Raw genomic sequence first — 15,286 nt, forward strand, 5'->3', positions numbered from 1 at the left:
CTATTGGCTAGGGTCCCCCTGCCCCGAATCTATTGCAGGCGGCAGCGGGGCCGTTAGCCGGCTTGGGACCCGGCGACCGCCGCTATCGGCTGGCGCGGGCGGCCTCGATGGGCACGATGTCGACGAGCCGGTCGCCGCGGACGATGTGGTAGGCGTCATACCGATCGACGGTGGGGTCGCAGTGCGGGGTGGTGAACTCCACGCGCTCCCCGAGGCTGACGGGTGCGCCGGCGGGCCGGGTGAGTGCGCCGTGCTCGTCGCCGAAGAACCCATAGGTCGAGCCGCCGAACCGCGCGCCGGCCGGCCGCGGCATGGGGCCGTCGGTCGCGAACGCCTTGAGGCCCGCGTCGACGGTGACGATCGCCTCGGCGTTGGCGCTCACGACCTGGCTCGCAACCCAGAGGCTGGTTTCGAAGGCTCCGTCGTCGTCGTCGCCCAATGCTTCGGCGTATTGGGCGTCCATGAAAACGTACGAGCCGGGCTGCAATTCGTTGAGCACGCCCAAATCCAGATCGGCCGCGACGGTTCCGGTGCCGCCGCCGGTGACGATGCCGACCGGGTAGCCGGCGCTCCGCAGGGCGTCGACCACTTTTGAAAGCCGTTCCATGCCGAGGCGGACAGCGCCGCAACGCTTTTGGAAGCCGGGGATGTGCTGCCAGTGGCCGCCGTAACCCTGAACGCCGGACAGCGTCAGACCCTCGCACCGATGTATGTGCTCGGCAAGCGCCACCGCTTGTTCGGGCCCGGAGACGCCGGTGCGCCCGAGGCCCACGTCGACGTCGATCAGGACATTGACGCGAATGCCGCGGCGAGAGGCTTGCGCGCTCAGCGCGGTGACCGGATCGGGATGATCCACCACGCAGGCAAATCCGGGGTCGAGCGCCGCCACGTCGCACAGCCGCTGCGGCATCGCCGGGTCGGCGACCGGCGAGGTCAGGAGGATGCCGCGCACGCCGGCGGCTGAAAGCGCTTCGGCCTCACCGATTTTGGCGCAGCAGATCCCCACCGCCCCGGCAGCGATCTGCTTTCTTGCGATCCAGGCGCACTTGTGGGTCTTGGCGTGCGGGCGCAGCGCCACTCGGTCGCGCGTCCGCTCGGCCATCCGGCGGATGTTGGCGTCCAGCGCCGCCTCGTCCAGGATCAGCGCCGGCGTGGGCAGGCGGCAGCGTGAGTTGGGTTCGCCAATCATGGCGTGCGCCAATACTTCCGCCGGACGCATCGTCACCCGGGCGCGACGGCGGTCAGGTGCTCGAATCCCGCAATCGGGGCGATGTCGGGGAGCCGGCGGATCGCGCCGTTCTGCGCCCACTGTCCTTCGGGCACTTCATGGATGACGCACGACGTGACGACCATCCTGTCGCCGTTGCTGTGCGCCGCCGATGCGGCGACCTCCTGCAGCTCGGCGGCGAAGCGCGCCTTGCGGGCACCGTCGAGTACCCCGGCGCTGACCTGCCAGTCGATGAACACACCAGCGACCGCGGCGTCGGCGGGGACACCGGCGGAGTAGAAGCGTCCGGGCGAGAGCTCGTCCAGCAGGACCAGCGCCCGCATCCGGTGCTGGGGCTGGTCGGGCACCGACTCGGCCCGGCACGCCGCCTCGGTGAGGCCCGTGACCAGGCGCTCCTTGCCCGCGTCGTCGAACGCGCCGGGCGTGAGTGTTACGCGCATTAACGGCATGACATGGTCCTTTCGTCGGTTCTTGCCTACGTAATCTCCTCTAGCGCAGCCCCGCACGCCAGTGGCGGGGCGGACAGCTTTCTTGCATAATTTGCCACATGATCGGTTTTGACGTCCTGGTGCTCGAAAGCGCGAGCGCGAGCGCCGTGGGCGTGACGGTCGACGTGGTCTCGGCGGCCAACCGGATCCTCGGCAAAACCGCGTTCGATCTGCGGTTCGTCTCGCCGGAAAGCCACGTTGCCATGCGCGGTGGCCTGGCCGTCACCGCGCAGCCCCTGGCGGACACCGGCGCGCGGGACGTCGTCGTCGTACCGGGGTTGGGGGCCGCCCAGCCCGAGGAGATCGCCGCCCGGCTCAGCGGGACGGACGTGGCCGTCGCCGCCGAGTGGTTGGCGCGGGCGGCCGGCGGCGGTGCCGAGATCGCGGCGTCGTGCACCGCCGTGTTCGTCCTTGCCGGCGCCGGGCTGCTCGATCAACGGCGCTGCGTCACGACGTGGTGGCTCGGGGCCGATCTGGCCCGGGTCGCGCCGGCGGCCAACGTCGTCATCGATGAAATGGTGGTTCGCGACGGGCCGATCTGGACGGCCGGCAGCGCCTTCGCGCACATCGACCTGATGCTCGCGCTGATGCGCCATCTTGGCGGCGCGGCGCTAACCGACGAACTCGCGAATCGCCTTGTGGCCGACCAGCGCACGTCGCAGGCGAGCTTCCTGATTCCCTCGCACCTAGCGGCGCGCGACGAAGCGGTCGCGACCCTGGAGCGTTTCGTCCGGTCGCGGTTGGACGAATCGCACACGGTCGACTCGCTTGCCCGGTTGTGCGGCCTCAGCACCCGAACGCTGGCGCGCCGGACGCGAAACGCTGTGGGCCTCAGTCCGTTGCAGCTCGTGCAGCGGGTTCGCCTGGAGCGATCGCTTCATCTGCTGCGCACGACCCGCATGCCGCTCGAGGAGATCGCCGCCGCGGTCGGGCTCGCCGATCCGGCGACGCTGCACCGCCTGGTGAAGAAGCACACCGGCCGATCGCCCGGGGCGCTGCGTCCGAGTGCCCAGGCGAAGGCCTCTTGAGCCCTGGCGGGGTCACGACCGTCACGTCGATGCGTTACTCTGGCTGGGCCCGATGGCGCAGCATCCTGTTTTGCGCCCCCGTAGCTCAGGGGATAGAGCGTCTGCCTCCGGAGCAGAAGGCCGCAGGTTCGAATCCTGCCGGGGGCACCACACCCAATGCCTTCTGACCTGCTCTTTTCTGCGCCGCGGAGCTAGCGTCAGTCCCGGCTGAGAACGAACGCCTCGATGTGACGGTCACCGGCGCGCGCCTCGTACTTGCGCCAACCGGGGTACATCTTGAGCCCCTTCGCCCAGATCTCGTCGCGCTCGGCGGGGGTGGCGAGCCGCGCGGTGGCCGGCCAAGTGTCGCGGCCGATCGACACCGTGGCTTTCGGGTTGGCCTTGAGGTTGTAGTACCAGGCGGGGTGCTTTTCGCCGCCCCAGTTGGACGCGATGAGGCCGACCCCATCGGGGTGCGGGATTCCGTACAACGCGACGGTGCGGGGTTGACCGGACTTGGCGCCGGTGGTGGTGAGAATGACCGCGGGAACCCCGGTCGCGATTCCGGCGAAGCTGGTTCGGCCGCCGGTGATCTTGGTGACAAGCCGGTCCAGATGGTGTGCCGCCGGGCGCAGAAACGCCGCCCCCACCTTCGTGGCGGCGAAGGTGCGCATCATTCGATGAAACGGGTTGGTGGCGTCGAAGGAGCGGTCGGACATGGTGTCATTCTTGCCGCAATTGCATCGCCGCCTCTAGTAGGTGTCAAAGAGTGCCGCCCTTGCCGCGGGTGACATGTCGTTGGATGATCACGAGATCGCGCTCCCCCGAGGAGGTCTGGATGAACCTGGCGCTGTGGATCGTCGCGGTCGTTCTGGCGGTCACATTCGTCGGCAGCGGGCTGCTCAAACTCGTTCGGACCAAGGACCAATTGGTGGGCTCGGGCTTCGGTTGGGCGGAGGACTACAGCCCGACGACGATCCGGCTCATCGGGATCGCCGAAATCCTCGGCGCCATCGGTCTCATCGTGCCGGCGCTGGTGCACATCGCGCCGATCCTGGTGCCGCTGGCCGCCCTCGGGCTCGCGGTGGTGATGATCGGCGCGGCCGTGGTGCACGCCCGGCGCAAGGAGACACCGTTCGTCGCGATGAACGCGGTGCTGCTGGCGCTCGCCATCTTCGTCGCCTGGGGCCGCTTCGGGCCCTATCCGCTCACGTAGTCACGCGGGCTTGGCGCTGTCGACCTGATCCGGGTCGTACTCGATGACGGGCGCCGAGTCGCCGTAGACGTCGAGCGTGTGGATGAAGCGGTGCAGTCCCATCACGCCGGCGCAGGTGAAGCCGAGTTCGATGATCTGCGCGGCGGTGAAGTGCTCCCCCAGGCGCTTGTAGAACTCGTCGTCCATGGCGTGGTGGCCGGCCGACAGCAGGTCGAGGAACTCGACGGCCATCTGCTCCTGGGGGGTGAGGGCGCCGTGTCCCGGGGCGAGCAGGCACGCGACGTCCTCGTCGGTGATCGAATCGTGTTTGCGCGACTGGCTGCACGGCTCGCATTCGCCGAGTTGGGCGCTGCGGATGCGCAGCAGCTCCAGGATCCGGCCGCCGAGTAGGGTGCCGGCACCCAGCTGGTGTCTGGCCATGTTGACCTGTTCGAGCTGCGCGCTGCGATACGCGAATATCTGCAGGGGCACCGGCGTCGCGTAGAGCCCGGCGGCGACGCCGGCCTCCACGATTTCGCGGGAGTGCGAGCTGAGCTCTTCCATCGGAATTGGCGCAATACGCGGCATTAGATCACGCTAACTTTCTTGTGCATCACCGAAAAGCCCCGATGATTTGGGAGAACTCGATGTCCAGACTTGCCGGAAAGGTCGCGATAGTCACCGGGGGCGCCGGCGGAATTGGTGCGGCGACGGCGCACGAGTTGGCGCGCGAGGGCGCTGCCGTCGCCGTCGTCGACATCGACGAGGCGAAGGCCGGCGTGGTCGCCGACGAGATTGCGCGAACCGGGGCCGGGGCCATCGCGCTCGGGGGCGATCTCGCCGAGGAGGACACGGCGCGTCAAGTGGTGCAGTCCACGCTCGCGGAGTTCGGCCGCGTCGACGTGCTGCACAACAACGCGGCGCTGACGGCCAGCGACTTCTTGTCGCGGGACACCACCGTCACCGAGCTGCCGCTGGAGGTGTGGCAGCGGTCGCTGGAGGTCAACCTCGGCAGCCAGCTGCTGATGTGCAAGCACGCGGTTCCCGAAATGCGAAGGAACGGAGGCGGTTCCATCGTCAACATGTCGTCGGGCGCGGCGCTGTCGGGTGACCGGACCCGCCTGGCCTACGGCGTGTCGAAGGCCGGCGTGCACGCCCTGACGATGTACGTCGCGACCAGCGAGGGAAAGGCCGGCGTGCGAGCCAACACCGTCGTGCCCGGGCTGATCCTCACCGACGCCGTTCGCGCGCACCTGTCCGAAGACGTCATCGGCCGGCTGGGCCGGGCCACGTTGACGCCGTATCTCGGCGAACCGCAAGACGTCGCGAACCTCGTCGTATTCCTCGCCTCGGAGCGGTCCCGCTACATCACCGGGCAGATGTTCTCGATCGACGGCGGGATGTCGGCACACTCCGGCCTGGACACAGGCGCTTAGCGTTTCGCTGCGCGGCCTTCTCGTGCCAGCGAAACCGCAACAGCAACAGCCTGCGGTGCAGCCCAAACGACATGGTGAGCGGATCACGCCACGGCGGGGTGCCGCGAGATGTGGACAACTCATCGAATGCCATAGCGCCACTGTCGCACAGGTTTGCCCCGCGCAACGGCGGCGCCAGGCCATGCCGCCGGTGTTGTTCACGTCCATGTCGACTCCTCTTCGCCCCGCCGTTGTCGCGGCGGGTGCTCAGCCGCTCGTCGGGCCGAGCGCGTACGCGCCGGTTTGCGGATGGTGATACCAGCCGCTGGCGGCGTGGGTGCCGCCGTCGACGTGGATCGTCTGCCCGGTGATGTAGCTGGACATCTCGGACGCGAGAAAGACTGCCGCGCCCGCCATTTCGTCGACGTGACCGGCCCGCCCCATCGGGACGGTGAGGCCGAATCGCTCCTCGGATCCGGGCGGCGCGATCGCTCTGATGCCTTCGGTCAGGGTGATGTCGGGAGCCAACGCGTTGACCCGAATGCCGTGCGGCGCGAGCTCCAACGCGGCGGTCTTCGTGTAGTTGATCACACCGGCCTTCGCCGCCGCATACGTCGCGTAACCCGGTGCGGCGCGCACGCCTTCGATCGAGGTGACGCTGATGATGCTGCCCGGCAGCTTCTGCTCCACCAGGACGCGCGCCACCCGCTGGGTGCACAGGTACACGTGGCGCAGGTTGGCCTTATACAGCGCGTCCCAGCCGTTCTCGCTGGTGTCGAGGATGCCCGACCAGAAGACCCCGCCGGCGTTGTTGACCAGGATGCTCACCGTCCCCAGTTCGGCGGAGGTCTGCGCCAGCGCGGCGTCCACCGCGGCGCTGTCGCGGACGTCGACGGTGAGCGCCAGCGCTCCGATCTCCTCGGCGGCCGACGCGCACGATTCGGGGTTGCGTTCCCAGATCGCGACGCGGGCGCCGAAGGCCGTCAGCCCCCGCGCGATGCCGCGACCGATGCCCGCGCCACCGCCGGTGACGACCGCGACGCGATCGGTCAGGAGAACACTTGAGGGGTCGAGTGTCATGCAGCTGAATATAGAACAAATCGACGTCAAGGTTTACAGTCATTACTGAATCTGTCCGATATGTAACAACCCGGAGGGCCGCCATGGCCAGCACGATCTTCGTCACCGGCGCGACCGGGCAGACCGGCGGCAACGTGTGCCAGCAGCTGATCGAGCGGGGTGACCACGTCCGCGCGCTGGTGCGCGAACCCGACGACGCCGCGGCGCTGGCCGGGATCGGTGTGGAACTGGTCAAGGGCGACATCACCGACGCCGACGACGTGCTGGACGCGGCGAAGGGCGCCGAGGCGGCCGTTCACTGCGCCGCGCTGCTCGGAGGCGCGAGCCAGGACCTCGAGGACTTCAAGGCCGTCAACACGGTCGGCACCACGCATGTCCTGGACGCGGCGAAGGCCCACGGCATGCGCCGGGTGGTTGCGCTGAGCACCGCCACCTTCCTCGACCTGAGTACCGGCGTCGACTTCGAGGAAGCGCCCGTGCTGAAGAATCCGCCGCGCGACCCGTACACCGTCACCAAGCTCGCCGCCTTTTTGGAAGCACACCGGCGCGCCGCCGCGGGCGACGACGTGGTGACGTGCCACCCGGGCGCGATCTTCGGTCCCGGGCTGGTCGTCGCGCGCGCCCTGCACCGCACCAGCTTCAATCGGGTGCTGCTGGCCGGCATGCGCGGAAAGATCAAGCGCTATCTGGCTTTTCCCGTGACCTGGGTGGCGGGGGCGGACGTGGCGAAGGGCTCGATCGCCGCTCTGGACAAGGGCGTGGCCGGGGAGCGCTACCTGTTGGTCGGCCGACCCGAGGACACCTTCAGCACCGCCGGCGGCATCAACCGCGCCTGCGAGATCGCCGGGATCGACCACCGCGTCGAGGATCTCGACTACCGCAGCGACCCCGAGGCGTTGACCGCCGAATTCGGGCCCACCCTGATGGCGATCGCGGAGGCAGCAGCCAAGACCCAACGCAAGCCCAGGGCGACCGACAACCTGACTACCCGGCGGCTCGGCTATGCGCCGATGTCGTTCGACGACGGCCTAAGGCTGCTGATCTCATGGCTGCGCGACATCGGGAAACTCTAGTGACGATCGCCGAATACCGCAGGGCCGGTTCGGATCACGGGGATCTGGCCGATCGGATCCTCGACGCCGCCCAGCGGCTCGTGTTGCGGACGGGCGCCCGGAAGATGTCGTTCACGGACGTGGCGACCCTGGCCGGGATATCGCGGCCCACGGTCTACCGCTACTTCGCGTCCAAGCAACAACTCATCGACGCGCTGGGAAAGCGGGAGCGCCGCCGCTTCAACGACGCGATGGACGCCGCGATGTCCGGAGTCGTGGGAGTCGCGCGGCTGGAGGCCGCGGTCGACGTCGTCGCGACCTTCGTCGAGGCGCAACCGCCCGGGCGGCTGCTCGACCTCGAGCCGACGTTCGCCCACGACCAGATGGCGCAGGCGTTGCCGGTGCTGGCCGACGGGTTGACTGCGGTCCTGCAGCGCTGCGCCCGTGAGGGCGCCTTCGCCACAGCGGTGAACCCGCGCGACCTTGCCGGGGCGGTCGCGCGAACCGCCTTGAGCCACTACATATTTCCCAACGCTGACCGCGCCGCGGCGCGCCGGGAGATCCGGGCTGCGGCGGGCCTTCCCGCTCGGCCCTAACCCTCAGGCTGTCGGTGGTCGCAGTCCGTCGATGAGCACGCGCAGCAGCCGTCGGCGAGTGCCGGCGCCGCGGTCGGGCTGCTCGCCTACCCAGGCGATCGCCGCCGCCATGTCCAGCACGTCATCGACGCCAACATCGTCCCGTAGCAGCCCGGCGTCCGCGGCTCGCGTCACGAGCGCCGCGCCCGCGCTGCGGGCGAGCACGCAGGTGCTGTCCTCACCGGCCGTGGGCGGAAGAGTGACCAGGGTGCGGGCCAAGCCCTGGAACACGCTGCCCTGCTCGATGTAAGCGTCGAGCCAGCGCAGCAACGCGTCGATCGGATCGGGGTCGTCGGCGAGCGCGACACCGAGCTCGTGGATCCGAGTCAGCCCTTCGTCAATCACCGCCAGCACCAGCTCATCTCGCGTTGGAAAGTGTCGATACAGCGTGCCGGGACCTACGCCTGCCGCCCGCGCGATCTCGTCGAGCGAGGCGGCAAGGCCGGCCCGCACGAACGCGTCGTGCGCGGCGTCCAGCAGTAGCCGGCGATTGCGCGCGGCATCGGCACGCACTGGCCGCGTTGACGTCACCATGCCTCCCATGGACAAAGCGGAGACTATCTCCGTATAGTTACCGGAGACAGTCTCCACATTGTATGAGGGAGTGGCCGTGAAGATCAGCCTGATGGCGTATCCGGACCCGACTGACCCGCAAGGACTGGGTGGCGTGCTCTCGACCGTCCGCGATGCCTCGGCCGCGGGGTTTCCCCGAGTTTGGTTTCCCCAGCTACCGCCGATGACCAATGTGGCGGGATGGGACGCCTTGACTCTCTTGGCCGTGGCCGGCGCGCACATCCCCGAGATCGAACTCGCCTCGGGCGTGGCGGTCGCCTACCATCAGCACCCGTTCGCGCTGGCGCGCCAGGCCCTGACGGCGTCGGCCGCAAGCGATGGGCGGCTCGTCCTGGGGATCGGCGTGAGCCATCGGTCCATGGTCGCCGACATGTTCGGGTATGACTATTCGGCGCCGGCGGCGTTCCTGCGCGAATACCTCGAGGTGCTCAACGCGGCCTTGGCGGGCTCGCCGGTCGACCACCACGGCGCGCGCCTCACCGCGGTCGGTCAGCTCGATTTGCCCGGGGCGCCCAAGCCTCAGGTACTGGCCGCCGCGCTGGGACCGCGGATGCTGCGCCTCGCGGGTGAGCTGACCGACGGCACAGTGACCGCGTGGGCGGGATTGAAAGCCGTTGAGCGCCAGATTGTTCCGGGCATCACCAAGGCCGCGGAGGGGGCGGGCCGGCAAGCGCCGCAGATTGTTGTCGGCCTGCCGGTGAGCGTGACAGCTGATGCGGACAATGCGCGTGACCAGCTCGCGCAGGCCTTCGGCCTTGCCGGCGAGACGCCCGCCTACCGGGCGATCCTCGGTCTGGACGGCGCCGCCAACCCCGCAGACGTTTGCGTCGTGGGCGACGAAGCCGAGGTTGTCGAGCAGCTTCGGCGATTCGCCGACGCCGGTGCGACGGAGTTCAGTGCGCTTCCGGTGGGGGATGCGGAGCACACGAAACGCACGATCGAGGTGCTTGCCGCGCTCTGACGGGCGGGCACGCTCAGCCCAGCTGAAACTTGGTGGCGCCGAACGGTTCCGACGTGCCGAGGGCGAACACCGTGGACGCCTTGACGCGATATAGATACCACGGCGGCGGGCCCGCCGACTGGGCGCTGAACTCCGCCGTGAGCGCGTCGCCCGCCACCTTGCACGGCCATCCGCCGTCGGCGTAAGTGGCTGCCACGGAGGTTAATTCGCCGGTATCGGTGACGCGCTCGACGGCGCCCTCGATGACGAGGTCGAACGGCTCGGTGGCGACGCTGAGCACACACCTGGGATCGCGGGCGAGGTTCCGGGACTTGCGGGTCGCGGGCCCGGAGGTGAAATACCAGCTGCCGCCGCACCGAACGACCCCGACGGCCATGACGTGCGGGCTGCCGTCGGGATTGATCGTGGTCAGCCACACCGTGTGGCGCGCCGGGCCGCCGGTGCCCGGCGCCTGCGGCAGCTCACCGTCCAGCGCCGCCCGGACCCGCTCCCACTGAATCGGCGGTGCGCCGTACCCGTCGAGATTGCGTTCTGTGATCGTCATATCGGTATTGACCGACGCCCGACCCGGAAGTCATCGCTCGCGCAGCAGGAACAGGCCATAGGCGGCGATCGACTGCGCGTCGGCGATCACCCCGGTGCGCATCATCTCCTCGACGTCCGCGCGCGAGAACCACTCGCTGTGCATGTCCTGTTCCTCGTGCTCGCGGTCCGCCTCGCCCTCGACGATGCCGGTGGCCAGGAACACCCAGCCACGCTGACTCGTCATCCCGGCGGCAACGTCCAGCAGACCCAGCGCCTCGATCGACGTCGCGCGCAGCCCGGTCTCCTCGCGCAGCTCACGCTCGGCCAGCTCGTGCGCGTCAACCTCCGCGTGATCGGGCGCGCTGCCCTGCGGGAATTCCCAGCGCCGCGCGCCGAGGGGATAGCGGAACTGCTCGACCAGCCGGAAGCGCTTCCCGTCGTAGGGCATCACCAGCGCGTAGGTTGGCTTGTCGATCACGGAGTAGATGCCGGCGCTGCCGTCCGGGCGGCGGATCTGGTCCTCACGCACCGCCAGCCAGCGGTTCCGATAGACCTCGCGGGACGCGACGCATTCGATGAAGGGCACGTCGCCCAGTATCACCGGTGCGGTAGCGTCCGAAGCCATGCCATCCCCCGAAGCCATCACCGAGACCGTCAAGAGCTACCTCGCGCTCGTCGCCGACGGCAAGACCGACGACATCGTCGCCCTCTACGCCGCCGACGCCACGGTCGAGGATCCGATCGGCACCGACCTTCGCCGCGGCCACGACGCCATCCGCGAGTTCTATGCCGGATTTCAAGACGCCAAGAAGGACACGGAACTCCTCGAGATCCGGATCGGTGGCAGCGAAGCCGCGTTCTTGTGGCACCTCACCCTCGACGGCGGCGACAGCCGCAGCCGGCTCTCACCGATCTCGACGATGACGTTCGACGACGACGCGAAGATCACGTCGATGCGGGCGTTCTGGTCACCCTCGGACTTCAAAGTCCTGTAGCGCCCGCGCGGTGGACTCGTCTGATGCCACCGCGACCGCGATAATGCAGCGATGGCCCCTGAGGATAGGGAGATCCGCCGCTCCGGCATGCGCAGCCACATCATCGTCAGCGGCGAGGACGCGCTGGCGACGACGATCGTCGAGGAACTCAACAACGCCGGCGTGCACATCGTCAAGCTCACCAGCCCCACCGAGCTCGCCACCGCCGGGATCGCCCGCGCCCGCGCCGTGATCTGCGCCGGCGACGACGACGCGATCAACCTCGAAATCGCCCTGCTGGCAAGGAAAGCCAACCCCGACGTCCGGGTGGTGGCGCGGCTGGCGAACGACGTGTTGCGCACGGCGATGGCCGCCGACAAGCGCCCCGGCGCGATTCTGGACGTCGCGGACCTCGCGGCGCCGTCCGTCGTCGAGGCCTGCCTGGCGCACACCGTGCACCCGTTCGAGGCCGCGGGCATCAAATTCGTCGTCTCGGGCTCCGCGGCGCCGCGCGACGCGACGCTGCGCGAGATCTACGGCGACCTGGCGCCCGTCGCGGTCATCCACGGCGAAAACTGCGCCACGCCGGGCCAGGTGGAGCCGTGCCCAGGCCGGGACCTGCCGGTGCACGCCGGCGACTGGACCGCGATGATCGGCACCGCCGACGAGTTGGCCGCCCGCGGCATCAGAGTTCCGCGGCCGACCGCGAGGCGGTCGCGCCGGGCCTGGTTGCGTCGGCTGATCGATGCCGCCCGCGGCCTGCGTGACGACGTCAACCCGATGCTGCCGCGCGCCTTGGTGGCCGTGGCGCTGCTCCTGCTCGGGTCGACGGTCGTGTTGCGCTTCAGCTACCAGCCGCGGGCGACAATGACCTGGCTCGACGCGTTGTATTTCAGTACCGAGACGATCGCGACCGTCGGTTACGGCGACTTCAGCTTCCTGCAGCAGCCCACCTGGCTGCGCCTGTTCAGCATCATGCTGATGCTTGCCGGCGTGACGACCACGGCGCTGCTCGTCGCGTTCATGGCGGACCTGCTGTTGTCGCGCCGTTTCGCCCACTCGGCCGGACGCCGTCGGGCTCGCCACCTGCACAATCACGTCATCGTCGTCGGGCTGGGTTCGTTCGGCAGCCGCGTCGTCGCCGACCTGGCCGGCGCCGGCTACGAGGTGGCGGTCATCGAGCGGGACGACAACAACCGGTTCCTCTCGGCGGCGGACGACCTGGACGTGCCGGTGATCTTCGGGGACGCGACGCTGCGCCAGACGCTGGCGTCGGCCCGCGTCGACCGGGCCCGGGCGGTCGCGGTGTTGACCCAGGACGACATGACCAACATCGAGACCGGGATCGTGCTGCGCGAGATGCTCGGCCCGCGGGTGATGCCCGAGCTGATCCGGCCCGACGTGCCGATCGTGCTGCGCATCTACGACCGCGCGCTGGGGGCCGCGGTGGCGCAGCGGTTCGGCTTCGAAAACGTGCGCTCGACCGTCGATCTGGCCGCGCCGTGGTTCATCGGCGCCGCGATGGGCCTGCAGGTGCTGGGGACGTTCTGGGTGGGGCAGCGCTCCTTCATGGTCGGCGCCATGCACGTGGCACCCGGCAGCGAGCTCGACGGGCTGAAGATGTTCGAGCTGTCGACCCAGACCCGGGTCATCGCGATCACCCGCCAGGACACGCCGGTCGAACTGCATCCGCGCCGCGACGCCTGGCTGCGCGGTGGCGACACCGTGTATCTGGTCGGCCCGTATCGCGAGCTGCTCGCGACGCTGCGTAAGGGCCAGCCGCCGCAGGAGCCTTCGGCGGACGACGAACGCGCGTCGGCTTAAAGCTGGGCGGCCACGTCGGCGGCGCGGCGCAGCTGGTCGAGGTCGGAACTCGTCGGGATGAGCTGCACCTCGTCGGTGCCGATTCCCTCGAACTTCCGCAGGACGGCCAGCAGGTCGTCCTCGCTGCCGGCCCAGCCGGTCATGGGCGCCATCGCGTCGACGTACTCGGCCGGGATCCAGTTCATGTAGTGCAGCAGGTGCCGATGCACCTGGGCGCGGGCCTGCTCGGGCGCGCCGAACGCGAACCAGAACGACGTCACCAGGTGCGGTTTGGGCCTGCCGGCCTGGGTCCACGCCTCCCGCGCCACGTCGAACAGCTCGTCCTGCTTGGCGACGTCGAGGTCCAGGGTGGTACCGGCCAGCCCGTCGGCCCAGGTCGCCGCGCTGCGGACGGTCTTGGGACCCATGGTGCCGACGAACAGCGGCGGGCCGCCGGGCTGAACCGGGGCCGGACCAACCGGCAGCACCGACTCGGTGATCTTCTCGCCGGCCCACACCCGCTTCATTACCGCAACGCGTTCGGCCATGCCGCGCATCGTCTGCGTCGCCGGGTCGGCGCCCACGGCGTGGTAGTCCTCGTGCCTGCCGCCGACACCGATGCCCACCGTCAGCCGGCCGCCACTCAGCATGTCGCCGGTGGCCAGGCCCTTCGCCAACATGACCGGATCATGCAGCTGCGGCACGATCACCGTCGTCATCAGCCGCACTCGGGTGGTCCACGCGGCCAGCGCGCCGAGGAGCGTCAGGTTGTCCGGGTTTTCGAACGCGATGCGCTCGCCCCAGCACAGCGACGAGAACGGGCCCTCGTCGATGGCCCTCGCCCAGTTTTCGAGCACCGTCGCGTCCAGGTCCGGCTCCATCACCGGCATGGTCATCGCTATCTGCACAGACGCGATTCTGGCACCATGAAGCAGATGGGTTTCACGAGTACCTCCATCGCGCATGTCCGGCTGACCGTCACGGATATCGAGCGGTCACGCCAGTTCTACGAGGCCGTGTTCGGCTGGCCGGTGTTGCTCGAGGTTCCCGAGAACGCCGACGAAGCCACCCGCAACCAGTTCGGCTTCCTGTTCGGCGGCGTCATCTACGACCTGGGCGGCACGCTGCTCGGCCTGCGACCGGTCGCCAGGGACCGCTTCCATGAGGACCGCTGCGGTCTCGACCACATCGCGTTCCGGCTCGCCAGCAAGGCCGAATTGGACTCCGCGGCCGCACATCTCGACGAGGTCGGCGTGCCGCACGAGCCCGTCAAAGACATTGGGCCGTCGTACATCCTGGAGTTCCGCGACCCGGACAACATCGCGCTGGAGCTCACGGCGCCGAAGTAGCGATGCCGTCTTTCCGCGAAGGCGCGCAAAATGTCAGCCCCCACGGCGTGTCGTTGTACAAACACGCGCGCTCGCGTGGGGGCCGGGAGGGGTAAAGAGGAATTATGAGCATCAGTTTCAACCACACCATCGTCGCCTCCCGCGACAAGCGCGAGTCCGCGGAATTCCTCGCCGAACTGTTCGGCCTGCCGGACCCGAAGCCGTTTGGCCACTTCATGGTTGTCGCGCTCGACCACGAGGCCAGCCTCGATTACTCCGACGTCGCCGAGGGCGAGGAGATCCGCCGACAGCACTACGCGTTTCTGGTTTCCGAGGAGGAGTTCGACGAGATCTACGGCAAGATCAAATCGCGCGGCCTGGAGCACTGGGCCGACCCGGGGGCCAATCGGCCCGGCGAGATCAACACCCGCGACGGCGGCCGCGGAGTGTACTTTCTGGATCCCTCTGGGCATGCCATGGAGATCCTGACGCGCCCCTATGGCTCGGGCGGCTAATCGCCGGCGCGCGGCGAGCCATGCCGCACGTGTTCCTGGTCGCGATAGTCGTCGGCGAGTTGCGCGACGTGCTTGGGCAGCGAGCCGGCCGCGACGTCGGCCACTGTCGTCCGCTCCAGCACCGAGCGCATGCTGGCCCGCAGCGCCCGCCACACGTCGGCCAGCGGCGCAGTGGGCCCGGAGTACGGCAAATCGCCGAGCCCGATGTCGCGGACGCTGGCAAGCGGGCCGTCGATGCAGCGCAGGACGTCGGCGATGCTGATCTCGTTTCCGGGCCGGGCCAATTCGTAGCCGCCCTCCCGGCCGCGATGGCTTCGCACCAAGCGATCGGTGCGCAGGTTGGTGAGGATGTCGACGAGAAATTGCGGCGGTATGCCCTGGGCTTGGGCCAATTCGTCGGTCGTCACCAATGTGCCGCCGTCGACCGTGGCGAGCTGGACCATCGCGCGCACCGCGTACTCCGCCTTGGCCGACATCCGCATGGTGAGGATTGTGCCACCCCGCTAA

Annotated in this window: 20 protein-coding genes and 1 tRNA gene; 11 read left to right on the forward strand and 10 right to left on the reverse strand. The window is 69.0% G+C overall.

Going from position 1 to position 15,286, the window contains the following annotated elements:
• Positions 1-82: 82 nt before the first annotated feature.
• Positions 83-1,189: a DSD1 family PLP-dependent enzyme gene (locus AC5Y4S_RS10385; RefSeq protein ID WP_500032504.1), complete on the reverse strand. Its 1,107-nt coding sequence runs from the start codon at positions 1,187-1,189 to the stop codon at positions 83-85.
• Between the two features lie 32 nt (positions 1,190-1,221).
• Complete coding sequence (locus AC5Y4S_RS10390) at positions 1,222-1,668, reverse strand: tautomerase family protein (protein WP_500032505.1); 447 nt, start codon at positions 1,666-1,668, stop codon at positions 1,222-1,224.
• Between the two features lie 107 nt (positions 1,669-1,775).
• Here AC5Y4S_RS10390 and AC5Y4S_RS10395 point away from each other — a divergent pair, with 107 nt between their 5' ends.
• Positions 1,776-2,744, forward strand: a complete 969-nt coding sequence (locus tag AC5Y4S_RS10395; RefSeq protein ID WP_500032506.1) for a GlxA family transcriptional regulator — start codon at positions 1,776-1,778, stop codon at positions 2,742-2,744.
• Between the two features lie 74 nt (positions 2,745-2,818).
• Positions 2,819-2,894: transfer RNA gene (locus tag AC5Y4S_RS10400), tRNA-Arg, on the forward strand.
• Between the two features lie 47 nt (positions 2,895-2,941).
• On the opposite strand, the gene AC5Y4S_RS10405 is transcribed toward AC5Y4S_RS10400, so the two are convergent.
• Positions 2,942-3,442, reverse strand: a complete 501-nt coding sequence (locus AC5Y4S_RS10405; protein WP_500032507.1) for a nitroreductase family deazaflavin-dependent oxidoreductase — start codon at positions 3,440-3,442, stop codon at positions 2,942-2,944.
• Positions 3,443-3,561: 119 nt separating this feature from the next.
• Between AC5Y4S_RS10405 and AC5Y4S_RS10410 the strand changes: the two genes are divergently transcribed.
• Positions 3,562-3,939, forward strand: coding sequence for a DoxX family protein (locus AC5Y4S_RS10410; RefSeq protein WP_500032508.1), 378 nt, complete (start codon positions 3,562-3,564; stop codon positions 3,937-3,939).
• Here the strand turns inward: AC5Y4S_RS10410 and AC5Y4S_RS10415 are convergent, their stop codons facing one another.
• Positions 3,940-4,506: a carboxymuconolactone decarboxylase family protein gene (locus AC5Y4S_RS10415; RefSeq protein ID WP_500032509.1), complete on the reverse strand. Its 567-nt coding sequence runs from the start codon at positions 4,504-4,506 to the stop codon at positions 3,940-3,942.
• Positions 4,507-4,565: 59 nt separating this feature from the next.
• Between AC5Y4S_RS10415 and AC5Y4S_RS10420 the strand changes: the two genes are divergently transcribed.
• The gene (locus tag AC5Y4S_RS10420) at positions 4,566-5,354 is read left to right on the forward strand and encodes an SDR family NAD(P)-dependent oxidoreductase (RefSeq protein WP_500032510.1); all 789 of its coding nucleotides are present in this window, start codon (positions 4,566-4,568) and stop codon (positions 5,352-5,354) included.
• Positions 5,355-5,600: 246 nt separating this feature from the next.
• Here the strand turns inward: AC5Y4S_RS10420 and AC5Y4S_RS10425 are convergent, their stop codons facing one another.
• Positions 5,601-6,413, reverse strand: a complete 813-nt coding sequence (locus tag AC5Y4S_RS10425; RefSeq protein WP_500032511.1) for an SDR family NAD(P)-dependent oxidoreductase — start codon at positions 6,411-6,413, stop codon at positions 5,601-5,603.
• 83 nt (positions 6,414-6,496) lie between these two features.
• On the opposite strand from AC5Y4S_RS10425, the gene AC5Y4S_RS10430 reads away from it, so the two are divergent.
• Entirely contained in the window at positions 6,497-7,486 is a 990-nt protein-coding gene (locus tag AC5Y4S_RS10430; RefSeq protein ID WP_500032512.1) for an NAD-dependent epimerase/dehydratase family protein, read from the forward strand.
• Positions 7,486-8,061: a TetR/AcrR family transcriptional regulator gene (locus tag AC5Y4S_RS10435; RefSeq protein WP_500032513.1), complete on the forward strand. Its 576-nt coding sequence runs from the start codon at positions 7,486-7,488 to the stop codon at positions 8,059-8,061. The genes AC5Y4S_RS10430 and AC5Y4S_RS10435 overlap by 1 nt, the downstream gene beginning before the upstream one ends.
• A 3-nt stretch (positions 8,062-8,064) precedes the next feature.
• Here the strand turns inward: AC5Y4S_RS10435 and AC5Y4S_RS10440 are convergent, their stop codons facing one another.
• Complete coding sequence (locus AC5Y4S_RS10440) at positions 8,065-8,631, reverse strand: TetR/AcrR family transcriptional regulator (protein WP_500032514.1); 567 nt, start codon at positions 8,629-8,631, stop codon at positions 8,065-8,067.
• A 79-nt stretch (positions 8,632-8,710) separates the two neighbouring features.
• Between AC5Y4S_RS10440 and AC5Y4S_RS10445 the strand changes: the two genes are divergently transcribed.
• Positions 8,711-9,634 (forward strand): TIGR03564 family F420-dependent LLM class oxidoreductase, encoded by a 924-nt coding sequence (locus AC5Y4S_RS10445; RefSeq protein ID WP_500032515.1) that lies wholly within the window; start codon positions 8,711-8,713, stop codon positions 9,632-9,634.
• 13 nt (positions 9,635-9,647) lie between these two features.
• Here the strand turns inward: AC5Y4S_RS10445 and AC5Y4S_RS10450 are convergent, their stop codons facing one another.
• Together AC5Y4S_RS10450 and AC5Y4S_RS10455 are read right to left on the reverse strand one after the other, a co-directional pair.
• Positions 9,648-10,178, reverse strand: a complete 531-nt coding sequence (locus AC5Y4S_RS10450; protein WP_500032516.1) for a pyridoxamine 5'-phosphate oxidase family protein — start codon at positions 10,176-10,178, stop codon at positions 9,648-9,650.
• Between the two features lie 30 nt (positions 10,179-10,208).
• Positions 10,209-10,784 (reverse strand): NUDIX domain-containing protein, encoded by a 576-nt coding sequence (locus tag AC5Y4S_RS10455; protein WP_500032517.1) that lies wholly within the window; start codon positions 10,782-10,784, stop codon positions 10,209-10,211.
• Here AC5Y4S_RS10455 and AC5Y4S_RS10460 point away from each other — a divergent pair.
• Positions 10,783-11,154 (forward strand): nuclear transport factor 2 family protein, encoded by a 372-nt coding sequence (locus AC5Y4S_RS10460; RefSeq protein ID WP_500032518.1) that lies wholly within the window; start codon positions 10,783-10,785, stop codon positions 11,152-11,154. The two genes, AC5Y4S_RS10455 and AC5Y4S_RS10460, sit on opposite strands and share 2 nt — an antisense overlap.
• Before the next feature lie 87 nt (positions 11,155-11,241).
• Positions 11,242-12,957, forward strand: a complete 1,716-nt coding sequence (locus AC5Y4S_RS10465; RefSeq protein ID WP_500033285.1) for an NAD-binding protein — start codon at positions 11,242-11,244, stop codon at positions 12,955-12,957.
• On the opposite strand, the gene AC5Y4S_RS10470 is transcribed toward AC5Y4S_RS10465, so the two are convergent.
• Positions 12,954-13,832, reverse strand: coding sequence for an LLM class flavin-dependent oxidoreductase (locus AC5Y4S_RS10470; RefSeq protein ID WP_500033286.1), 879 nt, complete (start codon positions 13,830-13,832; stop codon positions 12,954-12,956). The two genes, AC5Y4S_RS10465 and AC5Y4S_RS10470, sit on opposite strands and share 4 nt — an antisense overlap.
• Before the next feature lie 39 nt (positions 13,833-13,871).
• Here AC5Y4S_RS10470 and AC5Y4S_RS10475 point away from each other — a divergent pair, with 39 nt between their 5' ends.
• Both AC5Y4S_RS10475 and AC5Y4S_RS10480 read left to right on the forward strand, forming a co-directional pair.
• Positions 13,872-14,285, forward strand: coding sequence for a VOC family protein (locus tag AC5Y4S_RS10475; protein ID WP_500032519.1), 414 nt, complete (start codon positions 13,872-13,874; stop codon positions 14,283-14,285).
• Between the two features lie 104 nt (positions 14,286-14,389).
• On the forward strand, positions 14,390-14,779 hold the full coding sequence (locus AC5Y4S_RS10480; protein ID WP_500032520.1) for a VOC family protein: 390 nt from the start codon (positions 14,390-14,392) through the stop codon (positions 14,777-14,779).
• Here the strand turns inward: AC5Y4S_RS10480 and AC5Y4S_RS10485 are convergent.
• Complete coding sequence (locus AC5Y4S_RS10485) at positions 14,776-15,261, reverse strand: Rrf2 family transcriptional regulator (protein ID WP_500032521.1); 486 nt, start codon at positions 15,259-15,261, stop codon at positions 14,776-14,778. The genes AC5Y4S_RS10480 and AC5Y4S_RS10485 overlap by 4 nt on opposite strands.
• Between the last annotated feature and the right edge of the window lie 25 nt (positions 15,262-15,286).

Source organism: Mycobacterium sp. NGS64 (genome assembly GCF_059812245.1).

Coding starts and splice junctions, on each gene's coding strand:
- AC5Y4S_RS10480 (WP_500032520.1), top strand. CDS start 14,390: ATGAGCATCAGTTTCAACCACACCATCGTCGCCTCCCGCGACAAGCGC.
- AC5Y4S_RS10455 (WP_500032517.1), bottom strand. CDS start 10,784: ATGGCTTCGGACGCTACCGCACCGGTGATACTGGGCGACGTGCCCTTC.
- AC5Y4S_RS10425 (WP_500032511.1), bottom strand. CDS start 6,413: ATGACACTCGACCCCTCAAGTGTTCTCCTGACCGATCGCGTCGCGGTC.
- AC5Y4S_RS10470 (WP_500033286.1), bottom strand. CDS start 13,832: ATGACCATGCCGGTGATGGAGCCGGACCTGGACGCGACGGTGCTCGAA.
- AC5Y4S_RS10485 (WP_500032521.1), bottom strand. CDS start 15,261: ATGCGGATGTCGGCCAAGGCGGAGTACGCGGTGCGCGCGATGGTCCAG.
- AC5Y4S_RS10385 (WP_500032504.1), bottom strand. CDS start 1,189: ATGATTGGCGAACCCAACTCACGCTGCCGCCTGCCCACGCCGGCGCTG.
- AC5Y4S_RS10475 (WP_500032519.1), top strand. CDS start 13,872: ATGGGTTTCACGAGTACCTCCATCGCGCATGTCCGGCTGACCGTCACG.
- AC5Y4S_RS10405 (WP_500032507.1), bottom strand. CDS start 3,442: ATGTCCGACCGCTCCTTCGACGCCACCAACCCGTTTCATCGAATGATG.
- AC5Y4S_RS10420 (WP_500032510.1), top strand. CDS start 4,566: ATGTCCAGACTTGCCGGAAAGGTCGCGATAGTCACCGGGGGCGCCGGC.
- AC5Y4S_RS10410 (WP_500032508.1), top strand. CDS start 3,562: ATGAACCTGGCGCTGTGGATCGTCGCGGTCGTTCTGGCGGTCACATTC.
- AC5Y4S_RS10450 (WP_500032516.1), bottom strand. CDS start 10,178: ATGACGATCACAGAACGCAATCTCGACGGGTACGGCGCACCGCCGATT.
- AC5Y4S_RS10415 (WP_500032509.1), bottom strand. CDS start 4,506: ATGCCGCGTATTGCGCCAATTCCGATGGAAGAGCTCAGCTCGCACTCC.
- AC5Y4S_RS10395 (WP_500032506.1), top strand. CDS start 1,776: ATGATCGGTTTTGACGTCCTGGTGCTCGAAAGCGCGAGCGCGAGCGCC.
- AC5Y4S_RS10430 (WP_500032512.1), top strand. CDS start 6,497: ATGGCCAGCACGATCTTCGTCACCGGCGCGACCGGGCAGACCGGCGGC.
- AC5Y4S_RS10390 (WP_500032505.1), bottom strand. CDS start 1,668: ATGCGCGTAACACTCACGCCCGGCGCGTTCGACGACGCGGGCAAGGAG.
- AC5Y4S_RS10460 (WP_500032518.1), top strand. CDS start 10,783: ATGCCATCCCCCGAAGCCATCACCGAGACCGTCAAGAGCTACCTCGCG.
- AC5Y4S_RS10465 (WP_500033285.1), top strand. CDS start 11,242: ATGCGCAGCCACATCATCGTCAGCGGCGAGGACGCGCTGGCGACGACG.